General features: G+C 71.2%; 19 protein-coding genes, 1 tRNA gene and 1 riboswitch. Of the genes, 7 read left to right on the forward strand and 13 right to left on the reverse strand.

The annotated features are described in order from the left end of the window. Window position 1 precedes the first annotated feature (1 nt). The gene (locus ACFWQG_RS09320) at window positions 2-1,408 is read right to left on the reverse strand and encodes a sensor histidine kinase (RefSeq protein ID WP_378507327.1); all 1,407 of its coding nucleotides are present in this window, start codon (window positions 1,406-1,408) and stop codon (window positions 2-4) included. 5 nt (window positions 1,409-1,413) lie between these two features. Next, the gene (locus ACFWQG_RS09325) at window positions 1,414-2,118 is read right to left on the reverse strand and encodes a response regulator transcription factor (protein ID WP_378507328.1); all 705 of its coding nucleotides are present in this window, start codon (window positions 2,116-2,118) and stop codon (window positions 1,414-1,416) included. 116 nt (window positions 2,119-2,234) lie between these two features. After that, window positions 2,235-2,300: riboswitch (guanidine-III (ykkC-III) riboswitch) on the forward strand. Between the two features lie 14 nt (window positions 2,301-2,314). Here ACFWQG_RS09325 and ACFWQG_RS09330 point away from each other — a divergent pair. Both ACFWQG_RS09330 and ACFWQG_RS09335 read left to right on the forward strand, forming a co-directional pair. Beyond that, window positions 2,315-2,629, forward strand: a complete 315-nt coding sequence (locus ACFWQG_RS09330; RefSeq protein ID WP_378507329.1) for a DMT family transporter — start codon at window positions 2,315-2,317, stop codon at window positions 2,627-2,629. A 65-nt stretch (window positions 2,630-2,694) separates the two neighbouring features. Next, a complete protein-coding gene (locus tag ACFWQG_RS09335; protein ID WP_378507330.1) occupies window positions 2,695-3,504 on the forward strand; it encodes an ABC transporter in 810 nt (269 codons plus the stop codon). Window positions 3,505-3,517: 13 nt separating this feature from the next. On the opposite strand, the gene ACFWQG_RS09340 is transcribed toward ACFWQG_RS09335, so the two are convergent. Both ACFWQG_RS09340 and ACFWQG_RS09345 read right to left on the reverse strand, forming a co-directional pair. Next, window positions 3,518-3,925: a tail fiber domain-containing protein gene (locus ACFWQG_RS09340; protein WP_378507331.1), complete on the reverse strand. Its 408-nt coding sequence runs from the start codon at window positions 3,923-3,925 to the stop codon at window positions 3,518-3,520. Between the two features lie 5 nt (window positions 3,926-3,930). Beyond that, window positions 3,931-4,059 carry a hypothetical protein gene (locus tag ACFWQG_RS09345; RefSeq protein WP_378507332.1) on the reverse strand — a complete coding sequence of 43 codons (129 nt, stop codon included), beginning with the start codon at window positions 4,057-4,059 and terminating at the stop codon, window positions 3,931-3,933. 159 nt (window positions 4,060-4,218) lie between these two features. On the opposite strand from ACFWQG_RS09345, the gene ACFWQG_RS09350 reads away from it, so the two are divergent. Beyond that, window positions 4,219-4,587 carry a hypothetical protein gene (locus ACFWQG_RS09350; protein ID WP_378507333.1) on the forward strand — a complete coding sequence of 123 codons (369 nt, stop codon included), beginning with the start codon at window positions 4,219-4,221 and terminating at the stop codon, window positions 4,585-4,587. A gap of 53 nt (window positions 4,588-4,640) precedes the next feature. Here ACFWQG_RS09350 and ACFWQG_RS09355 read toward each other — a convergent pair. Next, a tRNA-Thr gene (locus ACFWQG_RS09355) sits at window positions 4,641-4,712 on the reverse strand. A gap of 121 nt (window positions 4,713-4,833) precedes the next feature. Next, window positions 4,834-5,247: a VOC family protein gene (locus tag ACFWQG_RS09360; protein ID WP_378507334.1), complete on the reverse strand. Its 414-nt coding sequence runs from the start codon at window positions 5,245-5,247 to the stop codon at window positions 4,834-4,836. A 161-nt stretch (window positions 5,248-5,408) separates the two neighbouring features. Between ACFWQG_RS09360 and ACFWQG_RS09365 the strand changes: the two genes are divergently transcribed. Continuing rightward, window positions 5,409-5,783: a nuclear transport factor 2 family protein gene (locus ACFWQG_RS09365; RefSeq protein WP_378507335.1), complete on the forward strand. Its 375-nt coding sequence runs from the start codon at window positions 5,409-5,411 to the stop codon at window positions 5,781-5,783. Window position 5,784: 1 nt separating this feature from the next. Then, the gene (locus ACFWQG_RS09370) at window positions 5,785-7,230 is read left to right on the forward strand and encodes a threonine/serine exporter ThrE family protein (RefSeq protein WP_378507336.1); all 1,446 of its coding nucleotides are present in this window, start codon (window positions 5,785-5,787) and stop codon (window positions 7,228-7,230) included. A gap of 9 nt (window positions 7,231-7,239) precedes the next feature. Here the strand turns inward: ACFWQG_RS09370 and ACFWQG_RS09375 are convergent, their stop codons facing one another. The 6 genes from ACFWQG_RS09375 to ACFWQG_RS09400 form a co-directional block, all read right to left on the reverse strand. Further along, window positions 7,240-7,473 (reverse strand): MbtH family protein, encoded by a 234-nt coding sequence (locus ACFWQG_RS09375; protein ID WP_378507337.1) that lies wholly within the window; start codon window positions 7,471-7,473, stop codon window positions 7,240-7,242. Next, a complete protein-coding gene (locus ACFWQG_RS09380) occupies window positions 7,470-8,834 on the reverse strand; it encodes a lysine N(6)-hydroxylase/L-ornithine N(5)-oxygenase family protein (protein WP_378507338.1) in 1,365 nt (454 codons plus the stop codon). The genes ACFWQG_RS09375 and ACFWQG_RS09380 overlap by 4 nt, the downstream gene beginning before the upstream one ends. Before the next feature lie 134 nt (window positions 8,835-8,968). After that, the gene (locus tag ACFWQG_RS09385; protein ID WP_378507339.1) at window positions 8,969-9,769 is read right to left on the reverse strand and encodes an alpha/beta fold hydrolase; all 801 of its coding nucleotides are present in this window, start codon (window positions 9,767-9,769) and stop codon (window positions 8,969-8,971) included. 73 nt (window positions 9,770-9,842) lie between these two features. Further along, entirely contained in the window at window positions 9,843-10,619 is a 777-nt protein-coding gene (gene ubiG / locus ACFWQG_RS09390; RefSeq protein ID WP_378507340.1) for a bifunctional 2-polyprenyl-6-hydroxyphenol methylase/3-demethylubiquinol 3-O-methyltransferase UbiG, read from the reverse strand. 88 nt (window positions 10,620-10,707) lie between these two features. Then, window positions 10,708-12,459 carry an ABC transporter ATP-binding protein gene (locus ACFWQG_RS09395; protein WP_378507341.1) on the reverse strand — a complete coding sequence of 584 codons (1,752 nt, stop codon included), beginning with the start codon at window positions 12,457-12,459 and terminating at the stop codon, window positions 10,708-10,710. After that, window positions 12,456-14,174, reverse strand: a complete 1,719-nt coding sequence (locus tag ACFWQG_RS09400) for an ABC transporter transmembrane domain-containing protein (protein WP_378507342.1) — start codon at window positions 14,172-14,174, stop codon at window positions 12,456-12,458. The genes ACFWQG_RS09395 and ACFWQG_RS09400 overlap by 4 nt, the downstream gene beginning before the upstream one ends. A gap of 137 nt (window positions 14,175-14,311) precedes the next feature. On the opposite strand from ACFWQG_RS09400, the gene ACFWQG_RS09405 reads away from it, so the two are divergent. Both ACFWQG_RS09405 and ACFWQG_RS09410 read left to right on the forward strand, forming a co-directional pair. Next, entirely contained in the window at window positions 14,312-14,485 is a 174-nt protein-coding gene (locus tag ACFWQG_RS09405) for a hypothetical protein (protein ID WP_378507343.1), read from the forward strand. A gap of 49 nt (window positions 14,486-14,534) precedes the next feature. After that, window positions 14,535-15,995: a trehalose-6-phosphate synthase gene (locus ACFWQG_RS09410; RefSeq protein WP_378507344.1), complete on the forward strand. Its 1,461-nt coding sequence runs from the start codon at window positions 14,535-14,537 to the stop codon at window positions 15,993-15,995. Between the two features lie 63 nt (window positions 15,996-16,058). On the opposite strand, the gene ACFWQG_RS09415 is transcribed toward ACFWQG_RS09410, so the two are convergent. Beyond that, the gene (locus ACFWQG_RS09415; RefSeq protein WP_378507541.1) at window positions 16,059-16,550 is read right to left on the reverse strand and encodes a h domain protein; all 492 of its coding nucleotides are present in this window, start codon (window positions 16,548-16,550) and stop codon (window positions 16,059-16,061) included. Window positions 16,551-16,698 lie beyond the last annotated feature (148 nt).

Raw genomic sequence — 16,698 nt, forward strand, 5'->3', positions numbered from 1 at the left:
GTCAGTCACCGATCCCGGTGCGCGGCAACAGCACCCGGAACACCGCTCCCCCACTGTCCGGCGAGTCGACGGCGACGGTGCCGCCATGCGCTGCGACGAGGGCCGCGACGATGGACAGGCCGAGCCCGCTGCCGCCCGACCCGCGGGCCCGGGACGAGTCGGCGCGGTAGAAGCGCTCGAACACCCGCTCCCGCGCCTCGGCGGAAAGTCCGGGCCCGGTGTCGGCGACCTCGAGCAGCGCCGACCCGCCGACGGTGCCGACGCGGACGGTGATCGCCGCGTCGGCCGGGGTGTGCCCGAGGGCGTTGCTCACCAGGTTGGTCAGCACCTGCCGCAGCCGGGCGTCGTCGCCGAGCACCTCGGGACGCCCGGGCCCGTCGATGACCTGCACGTCGATGGACCGGTCGGGCACGGACGCCCGGGCGGCGTGCACCGCGTCGGACGCGATCGTCAGCAGGTCGACCGGGGCCATCGCCAGCGGACGCTGCGCGTCGAGTCGGGCCAGCATCAGCAGGTCCTCGACGAGCAGGCCCATCCGGGACGCCTCCGCCTCGATCCGCGTCATCGCCTGCCCGGCATCGGTGACCGCGCCCTGTCGGTACAGTTCCGCGAATCCGCGGATCGTGGTCAGCGGGGTGCGCAGTTCGTGGCTGGCGTCGGCGACGAACCGGCGCATCCGCTCCTCGGAACGCCGTGCCGACTCCTCGGAGGCCTCGGTCGCCGCGAACGCCGCCTGGATCTGCTCGAGCATCCCATTCAGCGCAACGGTGAGCCGACCGACCTCGGTTCGGGCCTCCCGAACCGGGATCCGTTGGTGTAGGGAACCTTCCGCGATCGACGCCGCGGTCTCCTCGACCTCGGCGAGCGGCCGCAGGCTGCGCCGGACCAGGAAGTACCCGACGACGCCGAGCACGGCAAGCACCCCGACGCCGATCCCGATCTGCAGGGCGACGAGGCGCCCGACGGTGGCGTCGACGTCGTCGAGTCGGACCGCGACGGTGACGGTGCCGTTCGGGGTTGTCGTGGTCAGCGCCCGCCACCGCTCGCGCGCCTCCCCGACCGAGCCGATGGTGACCGGGGCGGCGCCGGTGATCTCGGTCAGGTCCGGGTCGACGGGCTGGTCGTTGATCACGAGCGGCGGTGGACCGTCCGGGGTTTCGGTCCGGATGTAGAACGGGCTCGGCGGACGGGAGGGCCCCGGTTCGGACGGCGGCGGGGGCTGTGGGTACACCCGGGGCCGCGCCCACGTCAGCGACGCGTCGCGCAGGGAGGTGTCGATCCGGGAGATCAGCGAGTTCGTCATCGCGGAGGTCACCGCGACGCCGGAGGCGAGCAGCCCGAGCGCCGCGAGCACCAGCAGCACCGCAACGAGGGTGACCCGCAGCGGAGCCCGGCGCGGCCGCGGCATCCCCGCTACCTCGGCTCCCGCATGACGTATCCGACGCCGCGGAGCGTACGGATCAGCCGCGGCTCGGTGGTGTCGACCTTGCGCCGCAGGTACGACACATAGGATTCGACGACGCCGACCTCGCCGCCGAAGTCGTAGTGCCAGACGTGGTCCAGGATGCGCGGCTTGCTCAACACGACACCGGCGTTGACCATGAAGTAGCGCAGCAGGGTGAATTCGGTCGGCGACAACGACACCGGCTCCCCCGCCTTCCACACCTCGTGGGTGTCGTCGTCGAGTTCGATGTCCGCGAACGTGATCCGCGCCGGCGCCGCGGTGGCCGGGTCCCGCGACACCCGCCGCAGGATCACCCGGAGCCGGGCGACCACCTCCTCGAGGCTGAACGGTTTGGTGACGTAGTCGTCGGCACCGAGCGTCAACCCCGACACCTTGTCCTCGACGGCGTCCTTCGCGGTGAGGAACAGCACCGGCGCGTCGATGCCGTCGGCCCGCAGCCTGCGCAGCAGACCGAATCCGTCCATGCCGGGCATCATCACGTCGAGGATCATCGCGTCGGGGCGGAACGCCTTCGCCCGGTCGAGGCCCTCCGCGCCGGTGGACGCGGTCGCCACCTCGAATCCCTGGAACCGCAGGCTCACCGAGAGCAGTTCGACGATGTTCGGTTCGTCGTCGACGATCAGGATCTTCGCTTCGGTCCGCGCGGCAGTCACCCGACCAGTGTCGGGCAGTCACCTTCCGGCGAGCCGCCAGGAAGCTGAATGTCTCCTGTGAATCGGCGGCCCGCTGGTCACGGCGGCGCCGGGCCGCCACCGCGGTGTTGCTACGGTGGGGGACGTCGACGACGACATCCGGACGAGCGCACCGTACCCGGCCAGCGACAAGACGGTGCCCTGGGAGTGAAACACCATGGCATGGGTCGTCCTCGTCATCTCCGGTGTCCTCGAGGCGGTGTGGGCCACCGCCCTCGGCAGGTCCGACGGATTCACCCGGCTCGGGCCGACGGCGGTCTTCGGGGTCGCGATCGTCGCCAGCATGGCCGGTCTCGCCTACGCGATGCGGACCCTCCCGGTCGGCACCTCGTACGCGGTGTGGGTGGGCATCGGCGCCGCCCTCACCGTCGGATACGCGATGGTCACCGGCAGCGAGTCGGCGTCGGTGATGAAGGTGCTGCTGATGCTCGGCATCGTCGGCTGCGTGATCGGACTGAAGGCGCTGCACTGACCTCCCCCACGACGCAGGCGCCGTGACACGGGCCGGTGCCCGTCGGGTCCGGTTACAGTGACCGCATGAACCTGGTGGCGATGGTCACAGCGCCTGCCCGGGTGGGCCTCGCGCTCACCGACACGGCCCTCGGCGTTGCCGAGTCCGCGCTCGGCGCCGCCCGCGTTGCGGTGGCCGCGTCGGCAACCGGGAACGTCGCGGGCCTTGGCGGGCTCGCAACGGCGAACCCGTCGGGACCGCTGAAGCTGCTCCAGCAGATCGCGGAACTCGCATCCGATCAGCGCCCCCTCGGGCAGGCGATGCGGCCGGGCGGCCCGCTCGACCGGATCCTCGAACCGGGTGGCGTGGTGGACCGGCTCACCGCTCCCGGCGGCACCCTTGAGCGGGTCCTCGAACCCGGCGGGCCCCTGGAGCGGGTCCTCGCGCCCGGCGGACCGGTCGATCGTCTCCTCGACGAGGACGGACCGGTGGAGCGACTCCTCGCACCCGGCGGCCTGCTCGACCGGCTGACCGCCGAGGATGGCCCGCTCGAACGGCTCACCGCGACCGCGGGCCCCCTGGAAACCCTGACCAAGGAGGGTGGCATCATCGACCGCGCCCTCGAGGAGGGCGGCGTGCTCGAGTCGCTGCTCGCGAAGGACGGTCCGCTGGAACGGATCATCGCCGAGGGCGGTCCCCTCGATCAGATCGTGTCGCTGTCGGAGACCCTCACCTCGCTGGCCCCGAACCTGGAGCAGTTGGGCGACAGCGTCGAACTGCTCCGGGAAACGGTGGGCGTGCTCGGCGCGGCCGTCGGGCCGCTCGGCGAGCTTGCCGGGCGGTTGCCGGGGCGGTGGCTCAAGGGCGGACGGCCGAACGGAAACGAGCTGCACTGACGGTTCGGAGCGCTCACCCGGACGCCGCGGTGCCCCGCGTTCCCGGCGCCGCGCCGGACGCGACGCGCAGCCGGTCGAGTTCGGTCTCGACTTCAACCAGCCGCCGGTATAGCGCCTGGATGCTCGCCATGCACACCCCGTTGGCGTCGACCTGGGCGATGACCCGATCCGACGACCCCAGTGCGAAGGTCGCGGCGAAATCCTGCGCCATCGGCCCGAGGTGGCGCACCGACTCGTGGTCGAACCGGTACGTCCACACGCTGAGCGGCAGGTCCGCGAGCCGTTCGAGGACCTCGTTGGCGCCGTCCGGCACCGCCGCGTCGGTCGACACGCCCCGCCGGCGGGTCGCGTGCGACCGCATCCACGCGAGCGGATGGTGGGCGCCACCGAGCCGCCGCCGATCGTCTTCCCTGTTGTCCACCGGGATCAGGGGCGAAGCGGGCGGATGTGCTGCTTCGCCCGAATGTCGCTGAGCAGAAGTCCGATGCCGCCGCCGAGCAGTCCGAGTCCGAGACCCAGCGCCGCTCCGCCCAGGCCGATCGCGAGTCCAAGCATGATTCCTCCAAGGCTCTCGTCGAGTCGAATGTCGGGGCGGCCTCGGCGTGGGGGCGGCCCCACGAGATGAACACCTTCCACGGTCGTCCTCCCGCACGCCGATTGCAACCATGCGACCGATGTCGGAAGGGCCGGCACGGTCTGATACAGATACCGGTCATGAAACGCATCATGTTCGCCGTCCTCGCCGCCGCCTCCGTCTCCGTGCTCGCCGTCGGGTGCGGATCGGGCTCCGACTCGACCGATGCCGCGACGGTGGAGGCGACCACGGCCGCCGAGTCGGCGACGGGCGGCTACGCCGATCCCGTCTCGACCGGTGACGTGTACACCGACACCTGCAACGGTGTGCGGTCCTACATCCAGACCATGAAGGACGCCGGTCTCGCCGCCGACGACGCGAAGGTGCAGGCGATCGGCGACGAGTTCCTGAACCTGGCGAAGTCGGAGCCGGACTGGGCGGGCAAGTCGGCGCAGGAGCAGGCCGACTTCGAGCGCGGCGTCGCGGACGGTGTCGCGGGCACCTGCTGACGCCGGGAACGACAACGGCCCTGAACTGCGGTGCGCAGTTCAGGGCCGAACGGAGCCCCCTGTCGGGATTGAACCGACGACCTTTCGCTTACAAGGCGAGTGCTCTACCACTGAGCTAAGGAGGCGGGCAGGGCGCGCCCATCATATCCATCCGCCCGGACCACCCCGAACACGGGACCGCCCGGACCGCCCGCGCGAAATCCGCCCGCGGGAACGTTGCCGCGCAAGCCTTCCTGCTGGCGCGGCTCACGCTCCCGTCGCGGCGAGCACGTCGAGATAGTGCTGGTTGTACATCACGCCGAGGATGTTCCCGAACGGGTCGACGACGGAGGCGGTGACGAATCCCGGCCCGCGTTCGAGGGGCTTGTCGTGCACGGTGGCGCCGAGGGCGAGCAGCCGAGCGAACGCCGCATCGACGTCGTCGACGTGCCAGTAGACGACCTGGCCTGCCGGCTGCTCGGGGCGGGGATGCGGCGCGAACCGTGCGTCGACGATGCCGAGCTCGTGCTGCAGGTCGCCGATGCGGAACTCGACGTAGGCGGTGTGCCCGTCGATCTCGCGGGCGAAGTACGCCTCGGTGCCGAGCACCTCGGCGTACCAGTCCCTTGCGGCCGCCACGTCGTCGGCGTAGAAGCTGACGGTGCTGAGTCCTCGCAACATCGGTGGATCCTTCCTCGTTCACGGGGGGTCGAGATCATCCTTACCGGTGAACTGCCCGCCGTTCGAGCACATTCCCCTCGCGTCCCGGAATCCGTTCTGCCGCCGCCGCGCCAACACCACCCACCCGCCGGGCTGCGCCGGGAACCGATAGCGTGGCATCCATGAGTACATCCGAGATCGCCACGGTCCTCGCGTGGCATGACGCGTTGAACTCCGACGACATCGACACCCTCCTCGCGCTGTCCAGCGACGACGTCGAGATCGCCGATGCCGAGGGCGCCGGGCAGGGTCTCGGCGCCCTGCGGGAGTGGGCGTCGACGGCCGGGCTGACGCTTGAACCCGGCCGGATGTTCGTGCACCAGGGCGTGGTTGTCGTCGAGGAGCGGCAGTCGGTCGCCGCACGCCCCGGCGAGACGATTCCGCTTGCCCTCGCCTTCCGCGTCGTGCACGACCAGGTGACGTCGGTGTTCCGGCACACCGACCTGGCCGCCGCGTTCGACGCGACCGACCTCACCGAAGAGGACCTGGTGTCCTGACATGTCGCGGTGGCGCAGCGCCATCACCACCCTGAACAACCTCGTCGGTGAACGCGCGGTCGTCGACGAGCCGGTCGCCGCGCCGACACCGCTGCGCCCGATCGACCTGACCGACGACGCGAGGGTCGCCGAGGTGCTCGATCTCGCGGTCCGCTCCGGGGAGGTGCTGCTGGCGTCCGGCTCGTCCGCGACCGACACCGCCGCCCAGGTCCGGTTCGTCGCCGCGACCTACGGCCTCGCCCGCTGCGATGTGGACGTCACCTACAACGCGATCCGCGTCAGCGCCCACCGCGGCCCGACGATGCCCCCGGCGACGAGCATGCGGATCGTGCACTACCGCTCCCTCGACTTCACCCGGCTCGCTGCCGTCGACAAGCTGACCAGGCAGCTGCGCACCGAGGCCCTCGACCCGGCGATCGCGTTGGCGGAGATCAGTGCGATCAATCGGTCGCCGCATCCGTACAACCGGTGGGTCGCCACGTTCGGCTGGTCCGGGATGGCCGCGTCCGCGTCCGTCCTGCTCGGCGGCGGCGCGCTGGTGGCGGTGGTCAGCTTCCTGACGACGGCGGTCATCTACCTGACGAACCTGATGCTGAACCGGTTCGGGTTGCCGTTCTTCTTCCAGCAGGTGGTCGGCGGCTTCATCGCCGCGGCGCCCGCCGCGGTGCTCTACGCCCTGCGGGACCCGCTTGGGCTCGACGTGAAACCGTCGCTGGTCATCGCGGCAGGGGTGATCGTGCTGCTGTCCGGGCTGGCGCTGGTCGGTTCGGTGCAGGACGCCATCACCGGCGCCCCGGTCACGGCCGTCGCCCGGTTCTTCGAGGTGTTGATGCTGACCGGCGGCATCATCGCCGGTGTCGCGGTGTCGCTGCGGATCGCGGCCGCGCTGGGGACGCCGCTGCCGGACACCACTCCGGATCCGCTGTCGCCGAGCTTCAGCGAGATCCCCGTACAGGTCGTCGCCGGCGCGTTCACCGCGCTGTTCTTCGCCGTCGCCTGCTACGCGGAGCGGCGCGCGCTCGCGGTGGCCGGGCTGAGCGGGGCGGCGGGCATCCTCGTCTACTTCACCGCGCTGACCCTGTCGATCGGGCCGGTGATCGCGACCGCGATCGCGGCGACGGTGGTCGGGTTCGTTGGCGGCCTGCTCGCCAGGCGGGCGCTGACGCCGCCGCAGGTGATCGCCGTCGCGGGCATCACCCCGCTGCTGCCCGGCCTGTCGCTGTACCGGGGCCTGTACGCGCTGCTGAACAACGACCTGCTGCTCGGCATCGGCGCGCTGATGTCGGCGCTCGGCATCGGGGTCGCGCTCGCGGCCGGGGTGACCCTCGGCGAATGGCTGGCCCGGACGCTGCGGCGGCCACGGCGACTCCCGCGAACCGAAGCGCTCCGGTACCCATTCCTGCAGCGATGGCAGGACGGGCCCGGAGCGCGGTGGTTTCGGCGGTGAACCGGATGGCTAGCCGTTGCCTGCGGCCTTGTCCTTCTCCATCGCCTCACGCAGGCTCTTCGGACGCATGTCGGTCCAGTTCTTCTCGACGTACTCGACGCACGCCTGGCGGCTCTCCTCGCCGAAGACGATCCGCCATCCCTGCGGCACCTCGGAGAAGGTGGGCCACAACGAGTGCTGGTCCTCGTCATTGACGAGAACATAGAAGCGACCGTCTTCGTCGTCAAAGGGATTCGTGCTCATTTGGCCTCGCTTGTCGCAAACTCGTTCGTGGTGCTGTCCACCCCTGTGGAGGACTCGACCCTATCAAGATCGCGTCTCGCTGACCGACTTACGACGATCGAATTGAGGATCTCCCCGGACCGGATCGCGACATTCGACAGCAGCGACGCGGTCAAACCGTGCGTCTTCTCCGTTCCGCCCTGCAGATAGATGCCTGCCCGCACGTCGTCCGGGGTGCCGAGGCGGTAGTCCCGGTCCACGTCGGTGACGGCGCAGGCAGGCGCGAACTCGCCGAGCAGCTCGTCGAGCGGCGCCGGGGCGAAACCGGTGGCCAGGACCAGCGCGTCGCAGGTCAGCGTGTCGGTGAGCCCGTCGAGGTTGCTGCGGATCGCGACCTCGATGCCGTCCGCGCCGTCCTGCACGGACACGATGTCCGAGGCGCGGTGCATGAACAGGCGACGCCTGCCGCTCACCAGTTCCTGGTATTCAGCGGTGTACAGCTCGTTGATCAGGTCGATGTCGACGACGGAGTAGTTGGTGCCCTTGTGCACGCCGAGCAGCCGTTCCCGTTCGTCGGGGCTGGCGCCGTGGAACTCGTCGACGGTGGCCGGGTCGAAGATCCGGTTGGCGTAGGGGCTGTCGTCGGCTGGGCTGTAGCCGTACCGCGAGAACACGCTGTGCACCTCGGCCTGCGGGTGGTTGCGATGCAGGTACTGCACCACCTCGGCGGCACTCTGCCCGGCGCCGAGCACCGCGAACCGCTGGTGCCGCGGCTCCGGCATCTGGTCGAGATGGAACAGGAACCGGTGATTGTGGAAGCACCGCGGCGACGGGGTCGCCCACTCCGGCAGCCGCTCCCGCAGCCCGGCGCCGACCGCGATGTTGCGCGCGTGCAGCGTCCGACCGTCCGACGCCGCGACCGTGAACTCGTCGACGGTGCCCGCCGCCGAGCGCACCCCGCTGACCCCGGTCACGGTGAACCCGTAGCGGACGTCGGCGTCGACGCGGTCGGCCGCCCACTGCAGGTAGTCGTTGAACTCGAGGCGGCTGGGGAAGAAGGTCTGATGGTTGACGAAGTCGACCAGCCTGCCCTTGTCGAACAGGTAGCAGAAGAAGCTGAAGGTGCTGGCCGGGTTGCGGAAGGTGACCAGGTCCTTCGGGAACGCGATCTGCATGGTGGCGCCGTCGAGGAGCATCCCCGGATGCCAGACGAACCGGTCCTGGCGTTCAACGAAGCAGGCCCGGATCCGATCCTCCGGCGCGGATGCCGCGTTGTGTTCCTCGATCGCGATGGCGAGCGCGAGGTTCGAGGGCCCGAACCCGACGCCGACGATGTCGAACACTTCGGACCGGGAATCCCCGCTCGTCCGAGTCGAAGTCATGGCAGCAGTCCATCCTCGCCGCGGAGCGGCGGTCCCGTTCTCCGGCACCCCGCATCGAACCGAGGCCCCCGTATTAGTAGCGCAGCCTACCCTAATACGAGGGGGGTTCGGTCGGTGCGGCGAGGACCCGGGCGTCAGCCCTTCAGGAAGTCGAGGACCGCGGAGTTCACCGCCTCGGGACGCTCCAGGTAGCCGTAGTGGCCGCAGTCCTCCAACTCGATGTACCGGGCGCCGGGGATCGCCTTCGCGACCTCCGCGGCGAGGCCGGGCGCGACGAGACGATCGTCGGCAAACCCGATCGCCAGGCACGGCACCGTGATCCTCCCGTAGGCGGGCAGGCGGTCACCGAAGTCGTCGAGACCCTCCTGCGCACGCACCCCCGGCGAGGGGGTGCCCTTGGAGAACGCGAAAATGTCGAGCCAGTCCTGCGCGGCCATCGGGTCGGCCAGCGACGTGGGCGACAGGTTCAGCACCGCGGTGATCGCGGCGCGGTACGTGTCGGGCAGGGTGATGCCCTTCTCGTCCAGTTCCCGCTCGCCGTCCCGCAGCGCCTTCTGCAGGGTGTCGCGCCTACCGTGCGCGGCGAGGAACACCGCCCTGCGGACCAGGTCCGGGCGGGTCAGCGACAACTCCTGCGCGATCCGGGCGCCCAGCGACGTGCCGACGACGTAGGCGGGGCCGCCGAGATGCTCGATCAGTGCCGCGGTGTCCGCGACCATGTCCTCGATCGTGAATCCGGCAGCGCACTCGTCGGTGGGGGCGATGCCGCGGTTGTCGAACGTGCACACCCGGTAGCCCGCGGCGACCAGCGCGGGCACCTGATGCAGATCCCACACCCGGCCGGGGCTGCCCGTCCCCATGATCAGCACGACCAGATCTCCGGAGCCCTTGACCTGGTAATTCAGCTGAATCCCGTTGATCGTGGCGAGCGGCATGAACAGACCTTTCCGAGGGCGGCAACGACGCTGGTCACCGTACCCTGCTGCGATCCGGGCACCCCGCGCCCTGTCAGGCCTTGACCGCGTGCCCCATGTACGAGATCGCGGTGGACCGGGTCCTGCCGAAGTCGAGGCGGCGGCTGACCTCGCCCCAGGGCAGCCTGCCCCGCGACGCGCGGGCCATGTCGAGGACCCGCAGCGGATTCCGGGACCGGGGTCCTAGTCCGACGATCGCGCCAGCCCGCAGGCCCCCGCGGCCCAGCGCATCGACCAGTTCGGCGGGCCTGATGCACATCGCCCAGTCGTGCACGTCGGTGTCGAACAGCCGGGACCACCGCCACTGCTGCATGAGCTTGATCGCGACGAGCCTGCTGGTGCGGGTCCGGTTGATGGTGTCGAAGAGGAACACGCCGCCGGGTTTGAGGGCGCGGGCCGTCTCCCCGATGACGGCGTCCACATCGGTCACGTGTTCGAGCACATCGCAGCAGTAGGCGACGTCGAACTCCGCGTCCCGCACCGGGATTCGCTCCCCCGAGCCCAGCCGGTAGTCGATGTCGAGGCCGCTCGCCGCGGCGTGAGCGCGGGCCGTGGTCACCGAGACGGCGGAGGGGTCGACGCCGACAACACGAAACCCGATCCGGGTGAACTCCTCGGCGAGGAAGCCGCCGCCCGAGCCGATGTCCAGAGCGCACATCCCGGTGAAGTCGGCACCGATCCGCGCGGCGAGCACCTCACGGAAGTACGCGAATCGGCCCGGCGTCAGGCTCCCGTGCAGCATGTTGAGCGGATTGTCCTCGTCCCACCAGCCGTCCCCGACACGGTCGTAGACGTCGTTGTCGATCGGCACCGGATCACCTGCGCGTCCTGGGTCTCGGCGGGGACGGACCCGTCCCCCGGACCACCCTTGCACGATCGGCGCCGTCGTGCCATCGCGGTCACCGCCCGGACCAGGCCGTCCACAGCGTCGCGTAGCGCCCACCCGCCGCAACGAGGTCCGGGTGCGTCCCGGATTCGATGACGACGCCGCGGTCGAGCACCAGCACCCGGTCCGCGGCGGCGGCCTGGGTGAGCCGGTGCGCGACGATCAGGGTGGTGCGGCCGCGGGTGGCCGCCTCGGCCGCCGCCTCGAGATCCCGCGCGCCAGCGCTGCCCGCCTCCGCGGTCGCCTCGTCGAGCACCGCGACCAGCGGGTCCGCCAGCACGAGCCGGGCCAACGCCAACTGCTGGGCCTGGGCGGCGGTCAGCAGCGACCCGCCCTCACCGACGACGGTGTCCAGCCCACGGTCGAGGGCCCGCGCCCAGTCCAGCGCGCCGACGGCGGCGAGCGCGGCCTCCGCCTGCTCGGTGGTGGCGGACGGCCGGGCCAGCCGCAGATCCTCGATCAGCGGGCCGGCGAACACGTGCACCTCCTGGCTGACGATCACCACCCGCTCACGCAGCCCGTCCCCGAGGTCGGCGACGGGCACGCCGCCGAGGGTAACGGCGCCGCCGGTCGGGGCCAGCGATCCTGCTGCGATGGCCGCGACCGTGGACTTGCCGGCGCCGGTGGCCCCGACGAGCGCGACCCGCTCCCCGGGTGCCAGCCGAATGTCAATGCCGCACACCACGTCCCGTTCACCGTCGTAGCTGTAGCGAACCCCGTCCAGGCGTAGTTCCGCGGACCGCGGGACCGCCCCGGACGCACCGCGGATCGGCACCGGAATGTCGACGACACCGACCAGCCGGGCCAGCGACGCGCCCGCCGACTGCACCTCGTCGAAGGTGAACATCAGCATCCCGATCGGGTTGAACAGTCGATGGAACAGCAGCGCCGCCGCGGTGGCGGCACCGACGGTGACGTGCCCGTCGCGGACCAGCACGAAACCGACGACCAGGATCACCGACAGGCCGACGAACTCGGCCCGGTTGCCGCGTCCGGCCAGCCGGGTGAACAGGGCGAACACCCCGGTCGCCAGGTCCCGCGCCCGCGAGGAGGCCCGGTCAATCTCGGCCAGATGCCGGTCCTCGAGCCCGTAGGCGCGGACCGTGCGGGCACCGGACATCGTGGCGACCAGGGCCTGCGCCCGCTCCCCCATCGCGACCCGCTCGGCGGCGAACACCGGCCCCGACCTCGGCAGGTACCAGCGCAGCGCGAGCCCGTACAGCGGCAGGGCGACCGCACCCGCCACCCCGAGACGCCAGTCCATGCCCAGCATCGCGACCAGACTCAACGCCACCAGCAGCACCGCCGACACCAGGCTCGGGACCACGTCCGCGACCGCCTTGCCGATCACCGCGACATCGTCGCCGACCCGGGACAGCAGGTCGCCCGTGCCCGCCCGTTCCACCGTGGCCACCGGCAGCGTCAACGCGCGGTCGACGGTGTCCTCCCGCAGTCCCGCGAGCATCCCCTCACCGAGCCTGCTGATCAGGATCGACGTCCACCCGGCGAACAGGCCGCCGACGATCGCCGCGACGGTGATCACGGCGACCACCCCGACGATCGCGGTCCCGCCCGCCTGCTCCCGCACCCGGTCCACCAGCACACCGAACGCGTAGATCGGGACCAGCGTCGTCGCGGCGCCGACGGTCCCGGCCGCGGCGGTCAGCGCGGTCAACCGGCGGCGCCTGCCGAGTTCGCCGCGCAGCCACGACCAGCACCGCCGGGTGGTGGCGATCGGCAGCAGCACAGCGTCGTGCGCGGTCACCGCAGCACCACCTTCCGGTACGTCGCATCGGTGGCGACCAGGTCCGCGTGCCGCCCCTCGGTGACCACCGAGCCTGCGCCGAGCACCAGCACCCGGTCCGCTGCAGCGAGCAGGGCCGGGCTGGAGGTGATCAGGATCGTGGTGTGGGCGCGGTCGGTGTCACCGTGACGCATCGCGGCGATGCCGTCGGCGATGGCCTGTTCGGTCACCGCGTCCACCGCCGTCGTCGGGTCGTGCAGGACCAGGACCGGGGCCCGCGCGAGCAGCGCCCGCGCCAACGCGACCCGCTGCCGCTGACCACCGGACAGGCTGGCACCGCGGTCGGTCACCGGCTGGTTCAGGCCCTCCGGGTGCGCCCCGACGACGTCGGCGGCGGCGGACGCCGCCAGCGCGCGCCGCACCGCGTCGGGGTCGGCGTCCGGACGACCGCCCGCCACGTTCGAGCCGATCGTCCCGGCGAACAGGTCGGTGTGGTGCGGCTCGACGAGCAGTGCCCGCCGCGCGTGCGCGAGGTCGATCTCGGCGAGCGCCGCGCCGCCGACGGTGACGGTGCCCCGATACTCCCCGGGCGGGACGTGCCCGGACAGCAGGTGCGCCAGCGCCTCCGCGTCCTGGGGGCGGTGCGCGAGCACCCCCAGCAGCTCGCCCCGCCGCGCCAGCAGCGACAACCCGTCCAGCGACCGGAACCCGACCCCGGCCAGCTCGAGGTCGGCGACCGCGGGCACCGGCCTGGTCCCGGCCGGGACCAGGGGCTCGGCGTCGAGCAGCAGGGCCAGCCGGTCGGCGGACGCGCGGGAACCGGCGAGGAACCCCGGCAGCCGGGACAGCGTCCCGAGCGGTTCGATGACGAACTGGGACAACCCGACGACGGTGATCAGTTCCCCGACACCGATCCGGCCCTGCAGCGCGAACCAGCCCGCGAATCCGGCGACCCCGACCGCGAGCAGGGCGCTGACGGTGACCGACGCGCCAAGGTGTCCGCCGGTGGCGCGGGCGGCCCGCAGGGTCGCGGCCAGCGCGGTGCGGCTCGCCGCCCGATACCGGTCCGCCGCGACCCGTTCCGCGCCGAGCCCGCGCAGCGGACGCAGCCCCGCGACCAGGTCGGTCGCCAGCGCCGCCGCCCCCGCGGTCGCCTCCTGCTGCGCGGTCACCCGCCGGGTCACCACCGGCGCGGCCACCTGCATCACCGCGAGGATCAGCGGCGTCCCCACCAGCACCGCCAGCCCGAGCGGGACGTCGATCACCAGCAACGCGACCGCCGACGCGGCCACCGCGGTCAGTGCGGCAACGCAGCGGGGCAGGATGTCGAGGATCCAGGAGGCGCGCTCCGCGTCCGAGGTCGCGACGGTCAGCAGCTCCCCCGCCCGCAGCTCGGTCCGCACCCCGCGCGGGTCCAGGATCCGGCCCGCCACCTCCACCCGCAGCAGGTGCGCCTCCTGCTGCATCGCCCGCACGATCAGCTGCGCGCCGAAGCGCCACGCCAGGGTGAGCACGAGAAACAGCGCCGCGAGGCCGGTGATCGACCAGACCAGCGCCGGACTGGACGAGGGGGCGATCGCCCGCCCGACGATCCACCCGATCGCGATCGGCACCAGCGTCTCGGCGAGCTGGTGGACCGCGAGCAGCGCGGTGCCCGAGGTCAGCCTGCCGCGGTGCCTGCGGACGGTGCGACGAAGAATCGCGCCGCCGCCGGTGCCTGTGGGTGCGTCCGCCATCACTCTCCCGATTCCCTGCGAAGTGAGTGAACCCTAAACCAGCCGGAAGTGGCGCGGGAGGCCCCCGTTCTCTTAGAGTCGCGGGCAGAAATCCCCGGCTGCGCGTCCCGCAGCTTCCCCATGGAGGAACCGGCATCATGGCCACCAAGACCACCACCGAGAACGACATCCCCGACGAGGAACTCGAGCCCGTCACCGACGAAACCGCCCGACAGGCACAGCGGGTCGTCGCGGCGTACGCGGCAGACGCCGACGAATGCCGCATGTTGCTGTCTATGCTCGGCATTGGCCCCTCGGCCAAGGTCGACTAGTTCGCCGCCGCTGCCCGCTCGGCAGCACGGCAGGAAAGACAGGATCACAGTGGGCGCTGCCGCTTCGGAATTCGTCGTCGTCGCCAACCGGCTGCCCGTCGATCTGGAGAAGCTGCCCGACGGCAGCACCCGCTGGAAGCGCAGCCCCGGCGGCCTGGTCACCGCCCTCGAACCCATCCTCCGCGGTAACCGCGGGGCATGGGTGGGCTGGCCCGGGGTTCCCGACACCGAGCTCGAGCCGATCGTCGAGGACGGCATCGAGATGCATCCCGTCGCGCTGAGCGCGCAGGAGGTGTCGGACTACTACGAGGGCTTCTCCAACGCCACCCTGTGGCCGCTCTACCACGATGTCATCGTCCGCCCGGAGTACCGGCGCGAATGGTGGAACGCGTACGTCGAGGTCAACCGCCGCTTCGCGGAGGCAACCGCGAAGGCGGCCGCCGAGGGCGCGACCGTGTGGATCCAGGACTACCAGCTTCAGCTGGTCCCGAAGATGCTGCGGATGCTCCGCCCCGACCTGACGATCGGGTTCTTCCTGCACATCCCGTTCCCCCCGGTCGAACTGTTCATGCAGATGCCGTGGCGCACCGAGATCGTCGAGGGCCTGCTCGGTGCCGACCTGATCGGGTTCCACCTGCCCGGGGGCGCCGAGAACTTCCTGTTCCTCGCCCGCAGGCTGATCGGGCACCAGACCTCGCGGGGGTCGGTCGGGGTGCGCTCGAAGCTCGGGGTCGTGCAGGTGGGGTTCCGCACCGTCCGGGTCGGCGCGTTCCCGATCTCGATCTCGTCCGGCGCCCTCGACGAGCAGTCCCGCACCAAGACCATCCGGGATCGGGCCAAGCAGATCCGCAAGGAACTCGGCAATCCGAAGAAGATCATGCTCGGCGTCGACCGGCTCGACTACACCAAGGGCATCGACGTCCGACTCGACGCCCTGCACGAACTCATCGCGGAGGATCGGGTCGATCCGGCAAGCACCGTGATGGTGCAGTTGGCGACGCCCAGCCGCGAGCGGGTCGAATCGTACGTGCAGATGCGCGGCGAGATCGAGATGACGGTCAGCCGGATCAACGGCGAGTACGCCGAGGTCGGGCGGCCCGTCGTGCACTACATTCACCGGCCCATCCCCCGCGACGAGCTGATCGCGTTCTTCGTCGCCGCCGACGTCATGCTGGTGACGCCGCTGCGGGACGGCATGAACCTGGTCGCGAAGGAGTACGTGGCCTGCCGCAGCGACCTCGGCGGCGCCCTGGTGCTCAGCGAGTTCACCGGCGCCGCAGCCGAACTCCGCCAGGCGTACCTGTGCAACCCGCACGACCTCGAGGACGTGAAGGACAAGATGGAGGCGGCGCTGACGCAGCCGCGCGAGGACGGCCGCAGGCATATGCGCGCGCTGCGCCGTCAGGTCCTCGCCCACGACGTCGACCGCTGGGCCAAGTCGTTCCTCACCGCGCTGTCCAGGGACTCGGTCGCGGGTCCCGCACTGTTGCCCACCGAACCGGTGGACTGAGCCACCCGAACGACGAAGGCGCCGCGGTGAACCCGCGGCGCCTTCGTCGTTCGGTGGATGGTCCTATACCGGCGAGAGTCGCCCGGTCAGCCAGCGGTCGCCGTCCTTGTGCATCTCCATCCGCACCCGGCTGCCGGTGGTTGCGGCGTCCGGGACGTCGGCGCTGGTGGTGATCTGGTTGACGAACAGCAGCACCACCGCATCATCCGGGGTGGCGGAGACGACGGAACCGGCCTGCACCGTCGCCTGCACCGTCAGCTTCTTCTCCTTCGCGCCGGGCGCGATGGTCTCCTTCACCAGCGTGTCGTACTCGTCCCGGAAATCGCCGGTGAGTCCGTCCGCGGCAGCAGCGAGTTGCTGGTCGACCTCGTTGTAGTTGTAGGACAACATCTTCGCGGCCTGGGCGCTCGCCGCCGCGACCGCGTCGGTGCGGGCCTGCTCGGTGGCGCGGTCCTGCAGGTATCCCGTGAGGAGCAGCCCGACACCCACCGCGAGCGCGACAACCAGCACCGCGGCAACGGCCGTGAGCACCTTCGTGGACGAGGTCCCAGGCACGGCAGGCGGGTCCGCGGGCTCGCCCGCTGCCGTCGCATCCGCTGCCGTGTCGGCGTCCTTTGCCGGCGCGTCCGTTGCCGTGTCGGCGTCCGCCGGCGCCGCCTTCTCTAGGTCGACGCCGGGGGCGTCCTTGCCTTCGCCGGGCACA

It is taken from the genome of Rhodococcus sp. NPDC058532, from assembly GCF_042719255.1.
Taxonomy (GTDB): domain Bacteria; phylum Actinomycetota; class Actinomycetes; order Mycobacteriales; family Mycobacteriaceae; genus Rhodococcus_G.